Raw genomic sequence first — 22,071 nt, forward strand, 5'->3', positions numbered from 1 at the left:
GAAGGATTTCTCATGACCGCCAGCCTGCAAGGCTCATTGATGGTGGATATCGCCGGTACCTGGCTGACCGCCGAAGACCGGCAGCTGTTGCGCCAGCCCGAAGTGGCGGGGTTGATCATCTTCGCCCGCAACATCGACAGCCCGCGCCAGGTGCGTGCGTTGTGCGCGTCCATTCGTGCGCTGCGCCCGGACCTGATCCTGGCCGTCGACCAGGAGGGCGGTCGGGTACAGCGTCTGCGCCAGGGTTTCGTGCGCCTGCCGGCGATGCGTGCCCTGGCCGACACTGCCAATGCCGAGTACCTGGCCGAACAATGTGGCTGGTTGATGGCGACCGAAGTCCTTGCCGTTGGCCTGGACCTGAGCTTCGCTCCGGTGCTGGACTTGGATCACCAGCGCAGCGCGGTGGTGGGCAGCCGCGCCTTCGAAGGTGATCCGCTGCGGGCTACGCAATTGGCCGGCGCGTTCATCCGCGGCATGAACGCGGCAGGCATGGCTGCTTGTGGCAAACATTTCCCAGGCCATGGTTGGGCAGAAGCCGATTCCCACGTGGCGATACCCACTGACGAGCGTAGCCTGGAGCAACTGCGTGCGGCAGACCTGGTGCCGTTCAGCCGCCTGAGCGGTCAACTGGCGGCAGTGATGCCTGCCCATGTGATCTACCCGCAGGTCGACAACCGTCCGGCAGGCTTTTCCCGCCGGTGGCTGCAAGATATTTTGCGCGGCGAGCTAGGTTTCGACGGGGTCATCTTCAGTGACGACCTGTCCATGGCCGGTGCTCATGTGGTCGGTGATGCGGCCAGCCGCATCGAGGCCGCGTTCAGTGCCGGGTGCGACATGGGGCTGGTTTGCAACGACCGTGCTGCGGCCGAACTGGCGCTGGGTGCTGCTCAGCGTATGCGAGTCACGCCGTCACCTCGGATCGCCAGCATGCGCGGCCAAGGCACCGCCTGCACCGATTATCGCCAGCATCCGCGTTGGCTGCAGGCGCTGCGTGCGCTCAAGGACGCGCAGTTGATCGACTAGCCGCTCATCGTCCAGCAGTCTGTCGGAACGCGTATACCCAGCGGGTACGCGTTCCGACAGCTGCTACCGACCGCGTTTGCCCGGCAACGGCGCAAACAGCGCCTCTATTTCCTCGTCCCCCAGTCGCCATTGCCCGGCCTTGGCACCGTCTAGCAGGCTGGCAGCCAGCGCCGCTTTTTCCTGCTGCAACAGCTGAATCTTTTCCTCCACCGTGCCGCGGGTGATCAGCTTGAACACGAACACGGGCTTGTCCTGGCCAATGCGGTAGGCCCGGTCGGTCGCCTGGTTTTCGCTGGCCGGGTTCCACCACGGGTCGTAATGGATGACGGTGTCGGCTGCCGTCAGGTTCAAGCCCACCCCGCCTGCCTTGAGGCTGATCAGAAAGACCTGGCTGTCCCCCTCCTGGAACTGCTGGACAGGGGTGCGGCGGTCGCGAGTGTCGCCGGTCAACAGGCTGTAACGGATGCTGCGCTTTTTCAGTTCCTGCTCGATCAACGCCAGCATCGAGGTGAACTGGGAGAACAGCAGCACGCGGCGGCCTTCGCCCATCAGCTCTTCGAGCATCTCCAGCAGCGCGCCCAGCTTGCCCTTGTCGCTCTGGTTGCCCTTGATGTCCACGCCCTTGACCAGGCGCAAGTCGCAACACACCTGGCGTAGCTTGAGCAGTGCATCGAGGATGACGATCTGGCTGCGTGCGGCACCGTTGCGGGCTACCTCGTCGCGGACCTTCTTGTCCATCGCCACCCGTACGGCCTCGTAGGTGTCACGCTGTGCGTCACTCAGTTCGACCCAGTGCACCAGCTCTGTCTTGGCTGGCAGCTCGGTGGCGACCTGCTCTTTCGTGCGGCGTAGCAGGAAGGGGCGAATGCGCGTGATCAGGTGGGTCAGGCGCTCGGTATTGCCCTGGCGCTCGATAGGCGTGCGGTAGTCCTGATTGAAGCGCTTGAGGTCACCCAGCCAGCCGGGCATCAGGAAGTGGAAGATCGACCACAGCTCGCCGAGATTGTTTTCCATCGGTGTACCGGTCAGGCACAGGCGCTGGGTAGCCTGCAGTTGGCACACGGCCATGGCTGCCTTGCTGGTGCTGCTCTTGATGTTCTGCGCCTCGTCGAGCAACAGCAGGTGCCATGGCTGCGCACGCAAATGCGCAAGATCGCGGGGCACCAGTGCATAGGTGGTCAGGATGAGGTCGTAATCGTGCAGGCGGGCGAAATGCTTGCTGCGGGCTGGCCCGTGCAGGGCCAGCACCCGAAGGCCGGGTGCGAAGCGCTGCGCCTCGTCCAGCCAGTTGGGTATCAGGCTGGTCGGCATGACAGCAAGTGCTGGCGCGCTCAAACGGCCCGCTTCTTTTTCCAGCAGCACATGGGCCAGGGCCTGCAAGGTCTTGCCCAGGCCCATGTCATCCCCAAGGATGCCACCGGTGCCCATTTCCCGCAGTGCTTGCAGCCAGTTGAGCCCCTGCTGCTGGTAGCCGCGCAGGCTGGCTTGCAAGCCGGCAGGTGGGGCGACCTGCAGATCCCTGGCATCGCGCAGGCGGCGACCCAGGTCGCGCACATGCTCACCACCTTCCCAATGCAGGGGCAGCGCCTCGATCCCGTTCAGGCGCGCAGCGTCTGCTCGGCTCATGCGCAGTGCCGTCCCGGCTTCAGGTTCGCTCAGGTACAGCTCGCCCAAGGTCGCCATCACGGCCTTGACCCGGCCATAAGGCAGAGCCACGCGCAGGGCAGGGGCATCGATCCGGCCGCGGTTGAGATCGATCAGCAGGTGCTCCTCGTCGTTGCGCTTGGCCAGTTCGCTGGGGCGTAGCAGCTCAGGGCTGTTGCGCAACAGTTGCAGGACGATGGGCAGCAGGCTGTGCCGCTGCCCTTCGACGACGATACCCAACTCAAGGTCGAACCATTCATGGCCGGGCGTTTCATCGACCGTGGCGTACCAGTCTTCTACCTCCTGCAAGTCGAACGCGAAGTCGCGGTTGACGTCCACCTGCCAGCCCGCTTCACGCAGCTGGGGCAGGTTGGTGCGCACGAATTGCAGCCAGGCCTCGTCGTCGGGAAGCAGGAACATTTCGCCGGCGCTGTCGGGCAGTGCCTTGCTCTGCCGGGTCGCGACTCTGAACCCTATGTCACGCAGGACATTGCGCAGGGCTTGCTCAGCCTTGGGCTGGCGGCTGATGCGCTGGCTCACGCTGCCCACCAGGCGCGTCAGCGGCTTGTCGGTATTGCCGCTGGCCGACAGGCCGTCGTAGTCGAACGACAGCGCGGCGCGGTGCTGCATCTGGCGCTGCATGCGACCGGTCTTGGGCATGTAGGCGGTGAACTCCAGGCTCCCAAGTACCAGGTGCGCGGAGGGCTGGATGTCATCGACGTGTTGCTCCTGGACCTCGGTCGGCGTCGGCACGGCATGGCTCAAGGCGTTGAGCTTGTGGCTGAGCGGCACGACCAGGTGCTCCGGCACCTCGGGTGCGAGGGTCAGTTGCATCGCAACGTGGGAGTTGAGCCCATGTTCCAGGACACCGATCTCATGGGTGACCAGGTCCAGGTAGTACAGCGGAAGCAATGGGATGACGCAGTTGGATTCATCTTCGCCGGTGAACCACAAGCCACGGTATGCACCGTTGTCCAGGCGCACCCAGCGAAACTCGCCCTGGCGCACCGGGCCAGGCCGCAGTTGTGGCTGAGTGTCTAGCAGGTACAGCCGGCCCGTGTCGATAATGCGCTGGAGCAACTCGCCGCCTTCGGCCCCGGTCAACCTGTAGCCCCGCTCTTGGCCGCCCCCCTGGTTGAGCGAGGAGAGCAGACGCAGGATGCGCGCGTCTTCTTCGGTCACGAATTTTGGCCGGTCATATAGGAAGTCGTAGACCGATTGCACCCGGCTGAAGCGAATGCCGTCTTCTGTTTCGGTGCCCTTGCGCACGACCACCGAGCAACTGGCATCGTCCTGGAGGTTCAGGTTGTAGCAGACCGAGCGCCCACGCTTGTCCTTGCCAGGTTCGGCCGGTGCGGGCGCTTGTTCGAGGTTGCTGAGCCAATGCTGGAGCTCGGCTGACATCTGCGCAGAGGTGGGCTTGGCTATCAGTGGCTTGTCGAAGGGATCGCTGATCAGCAGCAGCGCGGCTGCGCAGTGCTTGCAGTTGTGCGCAACAGGGCAACTGCACCGGCCTTCTACAAGGAGGCGCCCGGCATGCACGCTTACTTCGATGTCCTGCCGGTAGGTTTGTCCTGCACTGCCTTTGCACAGAGCGGAAAACCTTCGCCCGTTTAGGTGCTCCAGCTCGGCCATGCCCTCGCTCGCGTAAACCTCGCCTCGCCTCAGAGTGCCTGCGTCGAAACATTCGATCCAGTTGGGGTACTCGTTCAGCAGCTCGAAGGCATCAGGTCCGTTACGGCTCATGGGCTACTGCTCCAGCATGTCCAGCGATGGCATCTTGGGTGTGCCGGGTGGGGTTATCTTTAGGAGCATGGCCAGATGACCGCCGTCCAGGTAGGTCAGTTGTCCGCCTTTCATATTGCTGTTGGTCTGCCGAAATTGCTCGCTTTGCAGCACGCTGCCGTTGCCGTCGAGCTGGTTGACCCAAAGGTTGGCTTCGACCTGGATGAAGCGACCCTGGGTGATGCTCAGGTTGCCCTCGATCGGGAAATGGCCGAACTGCTCGGCACCTTCACCCAATGCGATGCGACTGGGCCCATCGCCTACCTGCTGTTGCCAGGCCCGGTGCATGAGCACCGTGTAGTCGGCCGTGGCGCTCAAGCGTGTGGCCTCGTCTTCGAGCGCCGGGCGCTGCTCTGCGGCTTTGTCCAGCCGTGGCGCGCCAGCGCTCCAGTCTTCAGGCGCGAATGGGCTGGTGAACGCGGGTACGTTGTTCTGCCTTACCAGGATCATTTCGACCTGATACGGGCCCTGGGCGAATGCCGCTGGGGCAAACGCCACCAGCAGCAGGGTCAGACAGCGGATGGCGCGCATGAATCTTCCTTAGGCAGGCTTTGGTGTCAGGCGCTCGAACAGCGCCTCAAGGGTGTTGAAACGCTCATCAGGCCGCTCCATCGGGACCATGAAGCGGAACTGGGTGGCGCCTTCGAACTTGTAGCGCTTGGGCTGACCCTGGATCAGCTTGATCAGGGTCAGAGGATCGACTGGCGTTTCGGCCTCGAACTCGAGCTTGCCGCCATTGGGGCCGGCGTCGACTTTCTTGATGCCCAGTTTCTCCGCCTGCAACTTGAGCAGCGTCAGGCGCATGAGGTTCTTGGTGGGCTCTGGCAGAAGGCCGAAGCGGTCGATCATCTCGACCTGCAGGTCCTTGAGGCCCTCCTCATCGGCCGCCGAGGCGATGCGCTTGTACAGGATCAGCCGCGCATGCACGTCCGGCAGGTAGTCCTCGGGGATCAGGGCTGGCAGGCGCAGGTTGATTTCCGGGCCGCCGCCCAGCGGTTGTTCCAGGTTGGGCTGGGTGCCCTTGCGGATCGCCTTGACGGCGCGCTCGAGCATTTCCATGTACAGGGTAAAGCCCACCGCCTGGATCTGACCGCTCTGGCCGTCCCCGAGCAACTCGCCAGCCCCGCGGATTTCCAGGTCGTTGGTCGCGAGCACGAACCCGGCGCCCAGGTCCTGGGTGTTGGCGATGGCTTCGAGGCGTTTTTCGGCGTCGCCGCTGACCTTCTGGCGCGTTGGCGTCAACAGGTAGGCATAGGCCTGGTGGTGGCTGCGACCGACCCGGCCACGCAATTGGTGCAACTGGGCCAGGCCGAACTTGTCGGCACGCTCGATGACGATGGTGTTGGCGCTGGGCACGTCGATGCCGGTTTCGATGATGGTCGAGGCCACCAGCACGTTGAAGCGCTTGTGATAAAAGTCGCTCATCACCTGCTCCAGCTCGCGCTCGCGCATCTGGCCGTGACCAATGCCGATGCGCGCCTCGGGGACCAGTTCGGCCAGGTCGGCGGCACATTTCTCGATGGTTTTCACATCGTTGTGCAGGTAATACACCTGGCCACCGCGCAGCAGTTCGCGCAGCAGCGCTTCCTTGACGGTGCTGTTGTTCTGTTCCATGACGAAGGTGCGTACCGACAGGCGCCGGGCCGGCGGCGTGGCGATGATCGACAGATCGCGCATGCCCGCCACGGCCATGTTCAAGGTGCGCGGGATGGGCGTGGCGGTCAGGGTCAGGATGTCCACTTCGCTGCGCAGCGCCTTGAGCTGCTCTTTCTGACGCACCCCGAAACGATGCTCTTCGTCGATGATGGCCAGGCCCAGGTCCTTGAAGCGCACGTCGTCCTGGAGCAGCTTGTGGGTGCCGATCAGGATGTCGATCTTGCCCTCGGCCAGCTCGGCCGCGGCGTTGGCCACTTCCTTGGCCGACTTGAAGCGGCTCATCACCTCGACGGTGACCGGCCAGTCCGCAAAACGGTCGCGGAAACTGTTGTAATGCTGCTGGGCCAGCAGGGTGGTGGGCACCAGCACAGCCACCTGGCGACCGCTGTGCACGGCGATGAACGCTGCACGCATGGCCACCTCGGTCTTGCCGAAGCCTACGTCGCCGCACACCAGGCGATCCATGGGCTTGGGCGCCAGCATATCGGCGCGTACCGCTTCGATGGCCGCTTGCTGGTCGGGGGTTTCTTCGAACGGGAAGCCTGCGCTGAACGTGGCGTAGTCGGCGGCCGGGTCGGCGAACGCGTAACCCTTGCGCGCTGCACGGCGGGCATAGATGTCGAGCAGCTCGGCGGCGACGTCGCGTACCTGTTCGGCGGCCTTGCGCTTGGCTTTCTGCCAGGTTTCCGAGCCCAGGCGGTGCAGGGGCGCCAGCGCGTCATCGCTGCCGGTGTAGCGGGCGATCAGGTGCAGGTTGGCAACCGGTACGTAGAGCTTGGCGCCCTCGGCGTATTGGAGGGTCAGGAACTCGGCGGCCTGGCCGTCGATTTCCAGCGTCGCCAGGCCCAGGTAGCGGCCCACGCCATGATCGATATGCACCACCGGCGCGCCTTCACGCAGCTCGGTCAGGTTCTTGATGACGGCATCGTTGGCGGTTTCACCGCGCTTGTCGCGGCGGCGGCGCTGCATCACCCGCTGACCGAACAGCGGGCTTTCGGCGATCAGGGCCATGGCCGGGTCGTCGAGCAGCAGGCCTTCGTCGAGCGGTGCGATGGTGATGTTCAGGCGTTCGCTACCGGTGACGAAGTCGGTCCAGCCTTCGACCGTGTTCGGGCGCAGCTTGAGCCGTTCGAGCAGCTCAAGCAGCACTTCGCGGCGTCCGGCCGATTCTGCGGTGAACAACACGCGCCCATCGAACTGGTCGAGAAACCCTGCCAATGCCGCCAGCGGCTGGTTGGCCTTGGCTTCGATGGCAAGGTCAGGCAGGGGGCGGGCGGCGAAGCGCTGGCGCCCGGCGCCTGGGTCCAGGTCATCGCGGCTGACCACCACCCGTGGCCACTGCTTGAGGCGCGCGAAACAGTCTTCAACCGGCATGAACAGCTCGGCCGGCGGCAGCAAGGGCCGGCTCAGGTCGCCCCGGCGGTCCTCGTAGCGCCCGCGTACGTCGTTCCAGAAGTGCTCGGCCGCTTGCTCCACGCCCGGCAGCGAAAACACCTGGGTATCGGCCGGCAGGTAGTCGAACAGGGTCGAGGTTTCTTCGAAGAACAGCGGTAGGTAGTACTCGATACCGGACGGGATGATGCCGCTGGCCAGGTCCTGGAAGATCGCGCTGCGGCGAAAATCCACGTCGAAACGCTCGCGAAAGCGTGCCTTGAACCGGGTGACTTCCTCTTTTTGCATCGGAAATTCGCGTGCCGGCAGCAGGCGAATGGAGTCGACCTTGTCGATCGAGCGCTGGGTCTCGGGGTCGAACGTGCGCAGCGTTTCGATTTCGTCGTCGAACAGGTCGATACGGTAGGGCAGCTTGCTGCCCATCGGGAACAGGTCGATCAAGGCCCCACGCACGGCGAACTCGCCATGCTCATAGACGGTGTCCACGCAGCGGTAACCACTGGCTTCCAGGCGGCTGCGCATCTGCTCCACATCGATGGTCTGGCCCACGTCCAGCACCAGGCTGCTGCCCAGCAGGAAGCGGGTAGGGGCCAGGCGATGCAAGGCCGTGGTGATGGGCACTACCAGGATGCCGTGGCTCAGCTCCGGCAGCCGGTACAGGCTGGCGATGCGCTGGGAGATGATGTCCTGGTGGGGCGAGAACAGGTCGTAGGGCAGGGTCTCCCAGTCGGGAAACGGCAGCACCGGCAACTCGGGCGCGAAGAACTTCAGTTCCTGCTCCAGGCGGTCGGCGGCCTGGCTGTCTGCCGTCAGCAGCAGGGTGAAGCGGCCAGCGCTGCTGGCGGCCTCGGCGATGGCAAGGCTGAGGGCGGCACCGGGCAGGTTGCCCCAGGTTTGTTTGCCGGCGGTAGCCGACAGTTGCGGTAGGCGCAGAACTGACACGGGAGATTGCACTCCAAGCGTTTCGGCAAAGAGACCGATTGTACCGGTGACGCTGGCGGCTGTCAGGCTCCAATGGGGCAGGATGATCGATGTGCGTGACCACGACAGGCGCTCATTGCCGGTTACGCATCGGGGCGTCATAATGTAGCCCCTTTTTTCTGTCCCTACATGTGGAAGGTTCCCGTGACTCAGAAGCCCGACCAGTGTCTTGGTGAGTGGATCGATCGTGAAGCCCTGGCTGAAGCGATGATCCCGCTTATCGGTCAGCTCTACCGCAACAACAATGTGGTGAGCTCGATCTATGGCCGCAGCCTGATCAACCGTTCGGTTATCTCGATCCTCAAGGCACACCGCTTTGCGCGTCATCGCCAGACCGACGAAACCGAACTGTCCGTTCACGAGACATTCCCCCTGCTCAAGGCCATGAGCGAGCTGAAACTGGGCGCCGCCTCGGTCGACCTGGGCAAGCTGGCCAACAAGTTCAAGCTCGAAGGCAACGGCCGCAGCGCCGAGCAGTTCGTGCGTGAAGAACTGGCTGACGTGGTGGGCCAGCAGAACGCCGCCGCGCGCAAAGGCACCGACGTCGTGCTGTATGGTTTCGGCCGTATCGGTCGCCTGCTGGCGCGTATCCTGATCGAGAAGACCGGTGGTGGCGACGGCCTGCGCCTTCGTGCCATCGTCGTGCGCAAAGGCGCCGAGAACGATCTGGTCAAGCGTGCCAGCCTGCTGCGTCGTGATTCGGTGCATGGGCCGTTCGATGGCACCATCACCATCGACGAAGCCAACAACACCTTGACGGCCAACGGCAACCTGATCCAGATCATCTACGCCAAGAACCCGAGCGAAGTCGACTACACCCAGTACGGCATCGACAACGCGCTGATCGTGGACAACACCGGCGTATGGCGTGATGCCGACGGCCTGGGCCAGCACCTGGCCTGCCCGGGTGCCAGCCGCGTGATCCTCACCGCACCTGGCAAGGGTGCCCTGAAGAACATCGTGCATGGCATCAACCACGGCGAGATCACGGCCGATGACAAGATCATCTCCGCCGCCTCCTGCACCACCAACGCCATCGTGCCGGTGCTCAAGGCCGTCAACGACCAGTACGGCATCGTCAACGGCCACGTCGAAACCGTTCACTCGTTCACCAACGACCAGAACCTGATCGACAACTTCCACAAGGGCAGCCGCCGTGGCCGCGCCGCGCCGCTGAACATGGTCATCACCGAAACCGGTGCTGCCACCGCCGCCGCCAAGGCCCTGCCCGTGCTCAAGGGCAAGTTGACCGGCAACGCCATTCGCGTGCCGACGCCGAACGTGTCGATGGCAATCCTCAACCTGAACCTGGAAAAGGCCACCAGCCGCGAGGAAATCAACGAGTACCTGCGCCAGACGGCCATGCACTCGGACCTGCACAAGCAGATCGACTATGTGAGCTCCCAGGAAGTGGTCTCCACCGACTTCGTGGGTTCGCGCCACGCCGGTGTGGTAGACGCCGAAGCCACCATCTGCAACGACAATCGCGTCGTGCTGTATGTGTGGTATGACAACGAGTTCGGCTACAGCTGCCAGGTCGTGCGCGTGATGGAAGACATGGCCGGGGTCAACCCACCTGCCTTTCCACGCTGATCGGCCAGTCAGACGCTGAACACACGGGAACCTTCGGGTTCCCGTTTTCGTTTGCGCTGCCGGGCAAGGGCGCTTGTCCTAGCAGAGCGCAGGGGGGCATCGAGTGACTCAGCGCAACATTTCAGGGACAATAACCGCCGTTTCGCAGGTGCCTGGGCGGTTTTTCCGTCTGAGCAGGCAGTGCAAGGTGGTCGAAAGCGTGGACAAGGATGATTGCCGCCAGGGAGACGGTGCTTTATGTAGTGCGGGCGAAATTGGCCTACGACGCGACCAAGGGTTAATGTGCGCGCCGTTCACGCTTGATTAGACTGCACCCGATTTTACTCATGGCGCCGAGGCGGCATGATCGTGCGCCGCAAGCGACCGTGGCTTGCGGGCCAGTTCTGAAGGAGTACGCATGGCTGTCTACAACTACGACGTAGTGGTGCTGGGTTCCGGCCCGGCCGGGGAAGGTGCGGCAATGAACGCCGCCAAAGCAGGGCGCAAGGTGGCAATGGTCGACACCCGTCGCCAGGTCGGGGGTAACTGCACCCACCTGGGTACCATCCCGTCCAAGGCGCTGCGTCACTCGGTGCGGCAGATCATGCAGTTCAACACCAACACCATGTTCCGCGCCATCGGCGAGCCGCGTTGGTTCTCTTTCCCGGACGTGCTCAAGAGCGCCGAAAAGGTCATCGCCAAGCAGGTGGCCTCGCGCACGGGCTACTACGCCCGCAACCGCGTCGACCTGTTCTTCGGCACCGGCAGCTTCGCTGACGAGCAGACCGTCGAAGTGGTCTGTCCCAATGGCGTGGTGGAAAAACTCAACGCCAAGCACATCATCATCGCCACCGGTTCGCGCCCCTATCGGCCAGCAGACATCGACTTCAACCACCCGCGTGTGTACGACAGCGACACCATCCTCAGCCTCAGCCACACCCCGCGCAAGCTGATTGTGTATGGCGCCGGCGTGATCGGGTGCGAGTACGCCTCGATCTTCAGCGGCCTTGGTGTGCTGGTCGAGCTGGTGGACAACCGTGGGCAACTGCTCAGCTTCCTGGATTCGGAAATCTCCCAGGCCTTGAGCTACCACTTCAGCAACAACAACATCACCGTGCGCCACAACGAAGATTATGAGCGGGTCGAGGGCCTGGACAACGGCGTCATCCTGCACCTGAAGTCGGGCAAGAAGATCAAGGCCGATGCCTTGCTCTGGTGCAACGGGCGGACCGGCAATACCGACAAGCTGGGGCTGGAGAACATCGGCATCAAGGTCAACAGCCGCGGCCAGATCGAAGTGGACGAGGCCTACCGCACCAGCGTGCCGAATATCTACGGCGCAGGCGACGTGATCGGCTGGCCGAGCCTGGCCAGTGCCGCGCACGACCAGGGCCGCTCGGCCGCAGGCAGTATCGTCGACAACGGCAGCTGGCGTTTCGTCAACGATGTGCCGACGGGCATCTACACCATTCCGGAGATCAGCTCGATCGGCAAGAACGAGCAGGAACTGACCCAGGCCAAGGTGCCCTATGAAGTGGGCAAGGCCTTCTTCAAGAGCATGGCCCGGGCGCAGATCGCCGGTGAGCCCCAGGGCATGCTGAAAATCCTGTTCCACCGCGAGACCCTGCAGGTGCTGGGTGTGCACTGCTTCGGCTACCAGGCATCCGAGATCGTGCATATCGGCCAGGCAGTGATGAATCAGCCAGGCGAGCTGAACAACCTCAAGTACTTCGTGAACACCACGTTCAACTACCCGACCATGGCAGAAGCCTATCGGGTAGCGGCCTATGACGGTCTGAACCGGCTTTTTTGAGCGGCTCCGACCGGTGGCCTGAGCCGGTCGGAGAGACCGAATTCAACCCTGCCCGAGGGTGGTCCTGGCCAAACCGGGAAAGTCTGTAATCAGGCTGTCCACGCCAAAATCAGCGAGCCTGCGCATCAGCGCCGGCTCGTTGACCGTCCATACCGATACGTGCAAACCCTGCTTCTGCGCCTTTTGCAGGCGTTCCGGGGTGCACAACGTCCAATTCAGTGCCAGCATCTGGCAACCATAATTCTGTGCAACCTTCAGCGGGTCGAGCCAGGCGTATTCGGCCACCAGGCCGCGTTGCACGTCCGGCACCAGTTCTTGAGCGGCGCCCAGTACTTCGCGTGAACTGGAGGTGATCGTCACCTTGTCCAGCAAGCCGAACTGCTGGGCCAGCTCGCGTATGGCCAGCACCGTAGTGGCTGCGCGGGTGCGCGAGGCGCTCTTGACTTCCAGCTGCCAGTGCTCGAACGGGCACTTCTCGAACAGCTCTTCCAGGCGTGGGATGGGGCAGGGCTGGACCCAGCCCGGGCCACCCTGACGTGCGTCGAGCTTGACCAGGTCTTCGGCCGGGTGCTCGACCACCTTGCCGCGCTTGCCGGTGGTGCGCTTGAGGGTAGGGTCATGGATCACCATCAGCTGGTTGTCGGCCGATAGGTGCAGATCCAGCTCGCAGCGCATGATGCCGTGGGACAGGCACTGGCGGAAGCTGTTCAGGGTGTTCTCGGGTGCTTCGCCCTTGGCGCCGCGATGGCCGTAGATCAGGGTCACGTTCGTTCCTTCAGTGAGAAAATGAGTCAGGGTGATGGGGCGTTCTGTTCCAGTTGCTGGCGTCTTTGCTGTTGCTGGCGTTGCAGAATGTAGCGGGCAAGCAGTTGGCGCTGGGCATCGACCATGTCGATGAATTCGATGCCGACCTCGAAGCCGCCCTGGGGCCTGGCGTCGCAATGGGTGATCTTGCCGCGCAACAGCAGGCCGTGGGCGCGCGGCATCAGCACCATTTGTACCTTCACCTGGGTACCCTGTGCAAAGGGCTCTGGCTGGATGCACTCCAGGCCACCTTCGGACACCACGACTGCCTGCGGCTGGCCTACCTCGCCCAGCAGGGTATGGGCGACCACGGCGCTGAGCACGTCCAGGCGCTTGTTTTGTACCCGCAAAAACGCTGCAAGGGTGCGGTCCTTGTCGCTGAGCTGGCGCAGCAGGTGCTGGGCCTCGAAGTCGGCCAGGTGCAGCTCGCTGAGCAGATTTAACAGCGGGGAATCATCCTGCAACACATCTGGATCCAGGGCTTCGGCCGCGCTCAATGGGCTGATTTGAAGTGCGATCCGATCGGCGATGCGGTAGTATTCGCGGCGATCTTCTTCGTCTAATGTCGTCATGGCGAACCCATGGTAGCGGCGGTGGTCCGAGTGTAAAGCCGCCATAGGCGCCTCGCCACAAGGACGTTCCCTTCCATCCGAACAAGCCCCGACATGTTCAGACCTCTTTTCGCATTCATCGGCACGCGTTATACCCGTGCCAAACGTCGCAATCACTTCGTCTCGTTCATTTCCCTGACCTCGATGATCGGCCTCGCCCTGGGCGTGGTAGTCATGATCGTGGTGCTGTCGGTGATGAACGGGTTCGACCACGAGATGCGCACCCGCGTGTTGGGCATGATCCCTCACGCCACCCTCGAGAGCGGCCAGCCCATCGCCGACTGGCCTGCCCTTGCCGAACAAGTAAAGCAGAATCGGCAGGTGGTGGCGGTCGCGCCCTTCACCCAGATGCAGGGTTTGCTCACCCATGACGGCAAGGTGCAGAAGGTCCTGCTCAACGGCATCGATCCGGCCCGGGAACGGGAGGTGTCGATCATCGACAACTTCGTCCAGCAGGGCCGGCTGGACCAGTTGGCGCCCGGCGAGTGGGGCATCATGATCGGTGACAAGGCCGCGGCCAAGTTGGGTGTGGCCGTGGGCGACAAACTCACCTTCGTGGCCCCGGAGGTCAGCGTCACGCCGGCCGGCATGTTCCCGCGCATGAAGCGCTTCACCGTGGTGGGCACCTTCCATGTGGGGGCCGGCGAGATCGACGGTTACCTGGGGCTGACCAACATCGCCGACCTGTCGCGCCTGCACCGCTGGAAGCCCGACCAGGTGCAGGGCCTGCGCTTGAAGTTCGATGACCTGTTCCAGGCCCCGCGCGTGGCCTACGACATCGCCCAACAACTGGGTGACCAGGATTTCTATAGCCGCGACTGGACCCGTACCCATGGCAATCTCTACCAGGCCATTCGCATGGAAAAAGCCATGATCGGCCTGCTGTTGCTGCTGATCGTCGCGGTTGCCGCGTTCAACATCATTTCCACACTGGTGATGGTGGTCAACGACAAGCGGGGGGACATCGCCATCCTGCGCACGTTGGGCGCCACCCCTGGGCAAATCATGCTCATCTTCATGGTGCAGGGCACTGTGATCGGTGTGGTGGGCACGTTGATCGGGGCCGTGGTGGGCATCATTGCGGCGCTCAACGTCAGCACGGTCATCGCCGGTATCGAGCACCTGATCGGCCACAAATTCCTCAACGCCGACGTGTATTTCATCGATTACCTGCCCTCGCAGATCCAGGCCCAGGATGTGTACATGGTCTGTGGTGCGGCATTGGTCCTGAGTTTCTTCGCCACCCTGTACCCTGCCTGGCGTGCGGCACGCACCCAGCCGGCAGAGGCGTTACGTTATGAGTGAGTCGCGCATGAGTGATAAAGCCGTTCTGAGTTGCCGCAACCTGGGCAAGTCCTACGATGAGGGCCCCGAGTCGGTGCAGGTCTTGTCTGGCCTGAACCTGGAACTGCACGCCGGCGAGCGTATCGCCATTGTAGGCAGTTCGGGGTCGGGCAAAAGCACCTTGCTCAACCTGCTGGGGGGCCTGGATCGCCCCACCCAGGGCAGTGTCTGGCTGGCCGGCGAAGAGCTGTCGGCGTTGGGCGAGCGCGCCCGGGGCCTGCTGCGCAACCGCGAGTTGGGCTTCGTGTACCAGTTTCATCACCTGCTGCCCGAATTCACGGCCCTCGAGAACGTGTGCATGCCACTGCTGATCGGCCGTACGGCTATTCCAGAGGCGCGTGAACGTGCCGAGGCGCTGCTCAAACGCGTTGGGCTGGGGCATCGCCTCAATCACAAGCCGGCCGAGCTGTCTGGCGGCGAGCGTCAGCGAGTGGCCATCGCACGTGCGCTGGTCAACCGCCCAGGCCTGGTGATGCTGGATGAACCCACCGGGAACCTCGATCACCATACTGCACAGGGCATCCAGGAGTTGATGCAGGAACTGTCCAGCGCTTCGCGCACGGCGTTCCTGGTGGTGACCCACGACCTGAGCCTTGCGCGTCAGATGGACCGTGTACTGAAACTCGACAATGGCCACCTGGTGGCGATCTGACCGACCGAGCGGGGTGACCCTTTCATCCCGCGACCTGTTTTGATTGGGTGTATCCGCACATGTTCAGACCCCTGCCCATCTTCATCGGCGCGCGCTATACCCGGGCCAAGCGTCGCAACCATTTCATCTCGTTCATCTCCATGACCTCGATGATCGGCCTGTCCCTGGGCGTGCTGGCCATGATCGTGGTGCTGTCGGTGATGAACGGCTTCCAGCGCGAAATGAGTTCGCGCATCCTGGGTCTGGTACCCCACGCGGCCATCCTGGGCCAGCAGCCGTTGGACAACTGGCAGCAAGTGGCCGATGCGGCCATGAAAAACCCTGCCGTGGTTGCCGCGGCCCCGATCACCGAAATGGAAGGCATGCTGTCCTACAAGGGCGCCATGCAGCCGATTCAGGTTGGCGGTATCGACCCGGCCGAGGAAAACAAGGTGTCGATCGTAGGACGGCACATCGTTCAGGGCCGCCTGCAGGACTTGCAGCCTGGCGAGTTCGGCGTGGTAATTGGCGAGCTGACGGCCCGCCGCTTTCGCCTGAATACCGGGGACAAACTGACCTTGATCGTGCCGGAGATCAGCAGCGAGCCTGGCGGGATCACCCCACGCATGCAGCGCTTGACCGTGGTGGGCATCTTCAAGGTGGGCGCCGAACTCGATGGCTCCCAAGCCTACATTCACATGGCTGATGCCGCGACGATGCAGCGTTGGGCGCCCGGCCAGGTGCAGGGGGTGCGGCTGAAACTGCATGACCTGTACGCCGCCCCGCAGGTGTCCAAGGCCATCGCAGCGCAGCTGGGTGAGGGCTATCGGGCAGATGACTGGTCCCATACCCAAGGTAGCCTGTTCAGTGCCATGAAGATGGAAAAGACCATGATCGGCCTGTTGCTGCTGATGATCATTGCCGTGGCCGCGTTCAACATCATCGCCACCTTGGTCATGGTGGTAAACGACAAAGGGCCGGATATCGCCATCCTGCGTACCCTCGGGGCAACGCCTGCGCAGATCATGGGTACGTTCATGGTCCAGGGCAGCTTGATTGGCGTGGTCGGCACGCTGATCGGCGGCGTGCTGGGGGTGATCGCCGCGCTCAACGTGAGCCAGATCGTGGGCTGGCTGGAGCGGATCAGCGGTCAGCATATCTTCACCTCCGACGTGTACTTCATCAGCAGCCTGCCATCGGAGCTGCAAGGCGGGGACGTGGTGATGATCTGCGCGGCAGGGCTGGTGATGAGCTTCCTGGCGACCCTCTACCCAGCCTACCGGGCTTCCCAAGTACAGCCGGCCATTGGCCTGGCGGTTTGACGGAGCCTTTACCGGCCTGTGAAGTCCAGCGTGAAGCGGGTCCAGCCAGCCTCGCACGCCACCTGAATCCGCCCGCCATGGGCCTGCACGATCGACCGCGTGATCGCCAGGCCCAGGCCGGCATGTTCGCCGCCGCCGTCATGCCTGGAAGGGTCCACCCGGTAGAAGCGATCGAACAGCCGTGGCAGTGCCGTCGCCTCGATGGCGCTGCCGGTGTTGGCCACGGTAATGCTCGGCCCTGCGGCCAGTGTGATCCGCACCTGTCCGCCCGCCGGCGTGAAGCGCAAGGCGTTGTCGAGCAAGTTGCAGAGCGCCCGGCGCAGCATAGTCCGGTCGCCGGGCAGCCACGCTTGCCCCTCGCGTGTCAGTTGCACGGCCGCCTCTTCAGCCGCCAGGGCGTAATACTCCAGCAGCGAATCCACTTCATCATGCAGCGCCAGTGGTGTGTCACCTGGTGCCAATAGCCCCTGGTCGGCCTTGGCCAGGAAGAGCATGTCATTGATCATCTGCGCCATTGCTTGCAGCTCTTCGAGATTGTCATGCAAGGCCTCCCGGTAGGCGTCGAGGCTGCGTGGGCGAGTCAGGGTGACCTGGGTGTGGGTCAGCAGATTGGACAGCGGCGTACGCAGTTCATGGGCGATATCGGCCGAAAACGCCGACAGGCGCTGAAACGCATCGTCCAGGCGCTGCAGCATGGCATTGAGGCTGTCAGCCAATTGGGCCAGTTCGGCAGGCATCTGCTCCACAGGTAGGCGAGTGGTGAGCGAGCGGGCAGAGACGCGTGCGGTGATGCGCCCCATCTGTCTCAAGGGGCGCAGGCCGCTACGCGCTGCCCAGGCGCCCAGCAGGGCGGTGACCAGCGCCGACAGCCCGACTGTCAGCCAGACCAGACGCTGCATGCCTTGCAGAAAATGCTGGTGATGGGTGATGTCAAGGTACAGCACAAGGTGCGGTGAGGCCGCGCTGCCGGGCATCAGCGCCACAGCAAGGCTACGGTAGTCAGTGCCCTGCGCGTGCAGCGTGTTCAAACCCGTGGAGGAGGGCGCAGGGGGGAGGCCGGCGCGGCTCTCGAACCAGGTGGCGCCACTGCCTGAGGTGACCCGCACGGACAGGTCGGCCTGATGACTCAGCTCCTCGTGCAGGGCAGGCAGGCGGGTTTGCAGATCGGCTTGTGTGCCGACGTCAGTGAGGTGACGGCGCAACAATGACAGGCGCGACGCCAGCAACTGCTGGTCGAGTTCGATGAAATGCTGCTCGCTGGCCTGATTGAACACAAGGCCCGCCCCTAGCGAAACAGCAGCTGTGCAGGCGGCGAACAGCAGCGCCAGGCGGCCGGTCAGCGAAATGCGGCGCCTCACGATGAACGCACTTCCAGCACATAACCCATGCCGCGCACCGTGTGGATCAGCTTGTCGTCGTAGGCATCGTCCACCTTGGCCCGCAGTCGCCGAATGGCCACTTCGATCACGTTGGTGTCGCTGGCAAAGTTCATGTCCCATACCTGGGACGCGATAAGCGCCTTGGACAGCACTTCACCCTGACGGCGCAACAGCAGCTCGAGCAAACCGAATTCTTTCGCGGTCAGGTCGATGCGCTGACCGCCGCGCTCGACACGCCGGCGAATCAGGTCAAGGCGCAGGTCCGCCACCGCCAGCGAGGTATCGGCACTGGGCGTGGCCCCGCGCCTGAGCAGGCTGCGCACACGCGCCAGCAGCTCCGAAAAGGCGAATGGCTTGATCAGGTAATCATCGGCGCCCAGTTCCAAGCCATGTACCCGGTCCTCGATGGCATCGCGGGCGGTCAGAAACAGCACAGGCGTATCGATACCGGCTTGTCGCACGGCCTTGAGGATCTGCCAGCCGTCGCGCCCTGGCAGCATCACATCCAGGATCAGCAGGTCGTGATCGCCCGTCAGCGCCAGAAACTGGCCTGTCTCGCCATCGGTGGCCAGCTCTACCGTGAAGCCGGCCTCGCTCAGGCCCTGATGCAGGTACTGGCCAGTACGGGCCTGGTCTTCGACGATCAACAGTTTCATTGAGGCAAGCTCCGGCTGGCGATGCGGCGCCGCGGTGTTGTCCAGCCGGCGCACAGGTGCCAGGATCATACGTGACCTGCGCGGCGTTCGGCCAAACTGACAGGCTTGTAATGCAGCGGTCAGGTTCATGGCAGTCGCATGGGCTTAACATCGCGCTGTTCAATCAAACGAATGGAAACCCCGATGTCTCGCTTTATCTTTGCCTGCGCACTGACGCTGGCCAGTAGTCTTGCTCAGGCAGGCACCGCCCACACACTGGCTTTCGGTGAGCCTGCGCCAGCCGAAAAAGCCACCCGTACGGTCGAGGTGAGGCTCAAGGACATCGCCTTCGAGCCCGCCAGCCTCACTGTCAAGGCGGGTGAGACGGTGCGCTTCGTGTTGATCAACGAAGGGCAATTGCCCCACGAGTTCAACCTGGGTGACAAGGCCATGCATGCCGAACACCAGAAGCAGATGGTTGCCATGCAAGGCGAGCTGTTCACTGCGGCCGTAGGCGAACAGGGCATGGGGCATGGCGCCATGAGCGAGCATGATCATGGTGCAGGCCATGGGCATGGCGGCGGTAACACGGTGCTGGTGATGCCTGGCCAGCGCGCCGAGTTGACCTGGACCTTCAAGGCCTCTGCACCCATCGAATTCGCCTGTAATGTGCCAGGTCATTACCAAGCGGGCATGGTGGGGCCGCTGATCATCGAATGAGTGGCGCTGCAAGGCGGCAAGCAAAAGGGTAGACTGGGCGCCCTACGCGTCATCCTGTACACGACACGATTGCCCCAGAATGGGGCGCGCACCGTACGAACGCTAGCGTCCACTCCACACTTTCAGGTCAGTTCCAATGCACCCTGCCGCCGAACACTCCCCGCTGGGCAAGTCCAGTGAATACGTCGCCACCTATTCCCCGGAGCTGTTGTTCCCGATCCCACGCACCGCCAAGTGGGCGGAGCTGGGTGTCACCGCGCAGACGCTACCGTGGCAAGGTGTGGATTACTGGAATTGCTTCGAGCTGTCCTGGCTGTTGCCCTCGGGTAAGCCGGTGGTTGCCATAGGCGAGTTCGCCATCCCGGCCGATTCGCCCAACATCATCGAATCGAAGTCATTCAAGCTTTACCTTAACTCGTTGAATCAGACGGTTTTCGCGGGCGTCGAGCCGTTGCAGGCGTGCCTTGAGAGGGATCTCTCGGCGGCCGCCGGCAAGGCGGTAGGGGTCAAGGTCAAAACGCTGGAAGAGGTTGAGGCCCAAGGCGTGGTCGCTTTGCCAGGCACCTGCATCGATGGGCTGGACGTGGCTATTTCCAACTATGCGCAGCCGCAACCGGAGCTGTTGCAATGCGACGCCCATCAGGTGGTCGAAGAGACGCTGCACAGCCATTTGCTCAAGTCCAACTGCCCGGTCACCGGACAGCCTGACTGGGGGAGTGTGGTAGTGACCTACAAAGGCAGCGCGCTTGATCACGCCAGCCTGCTGACCTACCTCATCAGCTTCCGCCAGCATGCGGACTTCCATGAGCAATGCGTGGAGCGCATCTACCTGGACCTGAAAAATCTGTTGCAGCCTGAGCACTTGACCGTTTATGCCCGGTATGTGCGCCGAGGTGGGCTGGACATCAACCCCTACCGCAGCATGGGGGAAATCGTCGTGAACAATGGGCGGCTGGCCAGGCAGTGACCGCCGCAGAGGTGCGCCTGCGTTGAATTGCAGCCGATCCTGACAGCAGGCCATGTGCTGTTCGCCTCTGGCCTGAGTGCGGGTCAAGGCAGGCCACTGCGCTGCGCTGGGCGCGCAGCAGCCCGAGCGGTATGTTTCAGATACCCATGCTGTGCAGCGAGTTGGCAATGCTGCGCAGGGTGGCCGTCAGGTCAGGGTGGTCGGCTTCAAATCGCTCCACGGCGAGGTTCACACCGTCGGCCAGGTTGTTGTCAGGCGTGGCGTTTTCCAGCTTCAGTTGCGCTTCGATCTGGCGCGCTTCTTCGTGGAGCGCAGCCAGCTCTTCGTCCGAAAGTGGCACGTTGCGATCCAGTTGCTCGCGCAGGCTGTTGAGGCGCTCTTGCAATTCGCGGGCAGGCATTGGCAATTCTCCATCATGGGTTTGGCAAGCCATGGACCTCAGCGAGGCGGCAAAGGTTCTGGCCTGTATTGAGCGTAAACCCTTCGCCTTGGATTTGCATGACTGGCAGCCGCTGGGCTGTGTCTGTATTTCTCGCTTATTAACTGCCAAGCGATGATTTTCATCCACAAGGCACGCGAGCAATGGCTTTTCCGCTGAATCTTGCAGCCATCGCGTAGCACGACTGACGCAACACTTGGTCACATTAAACTTCATGGCTGCCGAAAGCTGTCTATCGGCCTGCAAAACTCTATACTGCCGCACTACAGCAGCGCGCCCGTTGCGCTTGCGGCCGATAATCCTGATGGAGAAACACTATGCGTAGGATCGGTGCCAGTGTGATCGAACGAGTCACCCAGGCCTGTGTATGCGCCAGCATGCTGCTGGCGCCCGTGGCGGCTACCCAGGCCGCGACCGAAGAAGACCCCTGGGAAGCGGTCAATCGCCCGATCTTCCGCTTCAACGATACCCTCGATACCTACGCGCTCAAGCCGCTCGCCAAGGGCTACGACACCGTGACGCCGCAGTTTCTCGAAGACGGCATTCACAATATGTTCCGCAACCTGGGCGATGTGACCAACCTGGCCAACAACGTCCTGCAGCTCAAGCCCCATGCGGCAGGGGTGGACACGGCGCGCCTGATCGTCAACACCACCTTCGGCCTGGCGGGGTTCTTCGATGTCGGCACCAAGATGGGCCTGCAGCGCAGCGATGAAGACTTCGGTCAGACCCTGGGTTACTGGGGTGTACCCAGCGGCCCGTATGTGGTCATTCCGTTGCTCGGCCCCAGCACCGTGCGCGATGGTGTAGCCAAGTACCCGGACACCTTCACCCGGCCTTATCGCTACGTGGACCATGTCCCTACCCGCAACTCGGCTTTCGCCCTGGACGTGGTGGATACTCGTGCGAGCCTGCTGCCGGCCGAGAAGCTGATTCAGGGGGATAAATACATCTTCATTCGCAACGCCTACCTGCAGAACCGTGAGTTCAAGGTGCGCGACGGCGAAGTCGAGGACGATTTCTAACCCTACCGCATGGCCAGGATGCGCAGCCCGAACGTATGCTGCCCATCCGCCTGGGCCGCGATCCACACCACTTCCGCCGTGGCGTGCAAGCCTTCGAGCGACGGGTGATCAGACTCCAGGCGCACCTCCAGCCGATCCCCGACCTGGAACGGCTGAGGGGCTTGTACTTGCATCCCGCTACTGGACAGGTCGAGACACACGGCGGCGATGACGTTACCCTCGTGCACCAGGGTAACCGGCGTGTCGATGCGCATGCGGATGAAATCGCGTTTCTCGCTGTGGCTGGTGGCGGTATCGAGCATGCTGCATCCTTCCTGTGAGGTTACAT

18 protein-coding genes are annotated in these 22,071 nt (G+C 63.0%); 9 read left to right on the forward strand and 9 right to left on the reverse strand.

Annotated features, from left to right (window positions below; all coding sequences use genetic code 11):
• Positions 1-24 precede the first annotated feature (24 nt).
• Positions 25-1,023 carry a beta-N-acetylhexosaminidase gene (gene nagZ, locus CWR53_RS07685; protein ID WP_181405483.1) on the forward strand — a complete coding sequence of 333 codons (999 nt, stop codon included), beginning with the start codon at positions 25-27 and terminating at the stop codon, positions 1,021-1,023.
• A gap of 63 nt (positions 1,024-1,086) precedes the next feature.
• Here nagZ and CWR53_RS07690 read toward each other — a convergent pair whose 3' ends face one another.
• From CWR53_RS07690 to mfd, 3 genes are read right to left on the reverse strand one after another with little or no spacing between them, the layout of a single operon-like run.
• Positions 1,087-4,413, reverse strand: a complete 3,327-nt coding sequence (locus tag CWR53_RS07690) for a DEAD/DEAH box helicase (protein WP_081322885.1) — start codon at positions 4,411-4,413, stop codon at positions 1,087-1,089.
• Between the two features lie 3 nt (positions 4,414-4,416).
• Complete coding sequence (locus CWR53_RS07695; RefSeq protein ID WP_058605708.1) at positions 4,417-4,983, reverse strand: peptidoglycan binding protein CsiV; 567 nt, start codon at positions 4,981-4,983, stop codon at positions 4,417-4,419.
• Between the two features lie 9 nt (positions 4,984-4,992).
• The gene (gene mfd, locus CWR53_RS07700) at positions 4,993-8,442 is read right to left on the reverse strand and encodes a transcription-repair coupling factor (RefSeq protein WP_058605707.1); all 3,450 of its coding nucleotides are present in this window, start codon (positions 8,440-8,442) and stop codon (positions 4,993-4,995) included.
• A gap of 168 nt (positions 8,443-8,610) precedes the next feature.
• On the opposite strand from mfd, the gene CWR53_RS07705 reads away from it, so the two are divergent.
• The gene (locus CWR53_RS07705) at positions 8,611-10,074 is read left to right on the forward strand and encodes a glyceraldehyde-3-phosphate dehydrogenase (RefSeq protein WP_027915082.1); all 1,464 of its coding nucleotides are present in this window, start codon (positions 8,611-8,613) and stop codon (positions 10,072-10,074) included.
• A gap of 397 nt (positions 10,075-10,471) precedes the next feature.
• Complete coding sequence (gene sthA, locus CWR53_RS07710; protein ID WP_023534167.1) at positions 10,472-11,866, forward strand: Si-specific NAD(P)(+) transhydrogenase; 1,395 nt, start codon at positions 10,472-10,474, stop codon at positions 11,864-11,866.
• Between the two features lie 42 nt (positions 11,867-11,908).
• Here sthA and CWR53_RS07715 read toward each other — a convergent pair whose 3' ends face one another.
• Together CWR53_RS07715 and CWR53_RS07720 are read right to left on the reverse strand one after the other, a co-directional pair.
• Entirely contained in the window at positions 11,909-12,631 is a 723-nt protein-coding gene (locus CWR53_RS07715; RefSeq protein WP_058605706.1) for a glycerophosphodiester phosphodiesterase, read from the reverse strand.
• 26 nt (positions 12,632-12,657) lie between these two features.
• Positions 12,658-13,242: a PilZ domain-containing protein gene (locus CWR53_RS07720; protein ID WP_100852597.1), complete on the reverse strand. Its 585-nt coding sequence runs from the start codon at positions 13,240-13,242 to the stop codon at positions 12,658-12,660.
• Positions 13,243-13,335: 93 nt separating this feature from the next.
• Between CWR53_RS07720 and CWR53_RS07725 the strand changes: the two genes are divergently transcribed.
• The 3 genes from CWR53_RS07725 to CWR53_RS07735 are packed head-to-tail and all read left to right on the forward strand — an operon-like array spanning position 13,336 to position 16,578.
• Positions 13,336-14,586 (forward strand): lipoprotein-releasing ABC transporter permease subunit, encoded by a 1,251-nt coding sequence (locus CWR53_RS07725; RefSeq protein WP_058605705.1) that lies wholly within the window; start codon positions 13,336-13,338, stop codon positions 14,584-14,586.
• Between the two features lie 7 nt (positions 14,587-14,593).
• Positions 14,594-15,277: a lipoprotein-releasing ABC transporter ATP-binding protein LolD gene (lolD, locus tag CWR53_RS07730; RefSeq protein WP_174435400.1), complete on the forward strand. Its 684-nt coding sequence runs from the start codon at positions 14,594-14,596 to the stop codon at positions 15,275-15,277.
• A 59-nt stretch (positions 15,278-15,336) separates the two neighbouring features.
• Entirely contained in the window at positions 15,337-16,578 is a 1,242-nt protein-coding gene (locus CWR53_RS07735) for a lipoprotein-releasing ABC transporter permease subunit (RefSeq protein ID WP_058605704.1), read from the forward strand.
• An 8-nt stretch (positions 16,579-16,586) separates the two neighbouring features.
• Here the strand turns inward: CWR53_RS07735 and CWR53_RS07740 are convergent, their stop codons facing one another.
• A complete protein-coding gene (locus CWR53_RS07740; protein ID WP_100851176.1) occupies positions 16,587-17,936 on the reverse strand; it encodes a heavy metal sensor histidine kinase in 1,350 nt (449 codons plus the stop codon).
• Positions 17,933-18,613, reverse strand: a complete 681-nt coding sequence (locus CWR53_RS07745; RefSeq protein ID WP_100852598.1) for a heavy metal response regulator transcription factor — start codon at positions 18,611-18,613, stop codon at positions 17,933-17,935. The genes CWR53_RS07740 and CWR53_RS07745 overlap by 4 nt, the downstream gene beginning before the upstream one ends.
• Before the next feature lie 183 nt (positions 18,614-18,796).
• On the opposite strand from CWR53_RS07745, the gene CWR53_RS07750 reads away from it, so the two are divergent.
• Together CWR53_RS07750 and queF are read left to right on the forward strand one after the other, a co-directional pair.
• The gene (locus tag CWR53_RS07750; protein ID WP_100851177.1) at positions 18,797-19,312 is read left to right on the forward strand and encodes a plastocyanin/azurin family copper-binding protein; all 516 of its coding nucleotides are present in this window, start codon (positions 18,797-18,799) and stop codon (positions 19,310-19,312) included.
• Between the two features lie 136 nt (positions 19,313-19,448).
• A complete protein-coding gene (gene queF / locus CWR53_RS07755) occupies positions 19,449-20,279 on the forward strand; it encodes an NADPH-dependent 7-cyano-7-deazaguanine reductase QueF (protein ID WP_100851178.1) in 831 nt (276 codons plus the stop codon).
• A gap of 136 nt (positions 20,280-20,415) precedes the next feature.
• On the opposite strand, the gene CWR53_RS07760 is transcribed toward queF, so the two are convergent.
• Positions 20,416-20,679 carry a DUF4404 family protein gene (locus CWR53_RS07760; protein WP_023534264.1) on the reverse strand — a complete coding sequence of 88 codons (264 nt, stop codon included), beginning with the start codon at positions 20,677-20,679 and terminating at the stop codon, positions 20,416-20,418.
• Between the two features lie 356 nt (positions 20,680-21,035).
• Here CWR53_RS07760 and CWR53_RS07765 point away from each other — a divergent pair, with 356 nt between their 5' ends.
• Complete coding sequence (locus tag CWR53_RS07765; protein WP_058605700.1) at positions 21,036-21,743, forward strand: VacJ family lipoprotein; 708 nt, start codon at positions 21,036-21,038, stop codon at positions 21,741-21,743.
• Positions 21,744-21,745: 2 nt separating this feature from the next.
• On the opposite strand, the gene CWR53_RS07770 is transcribed toward CWR53_RS07765, so the two are convergent.
• Positions 21,746-22,045 carry a PilZ domain-containing protein gene (locus CWR53_RS07770; protein ID WP_058605699.1) on the reverse strand — a complete coding sequence of 100 codons (300 nt, stop codon included), beginning with the start codon at positions 22,043-22,045 and terminating at the stop codon, positions 21,746-21,748.
• Between the last annotated feature and the right edge of the window lie 26 nt (positions 22,046-22,071).

This window comes from Pseudomonas sp. SGAir0191, from assembly GCF_002812565.2.
Classification (GTDB): Bacteria; Pseudomonadota; Gammaproteobacteria; order Pseudomonadales; family Pseudomonadaceae; genus Aquipseudomonas; species Aquipseudomonas parafulva_B.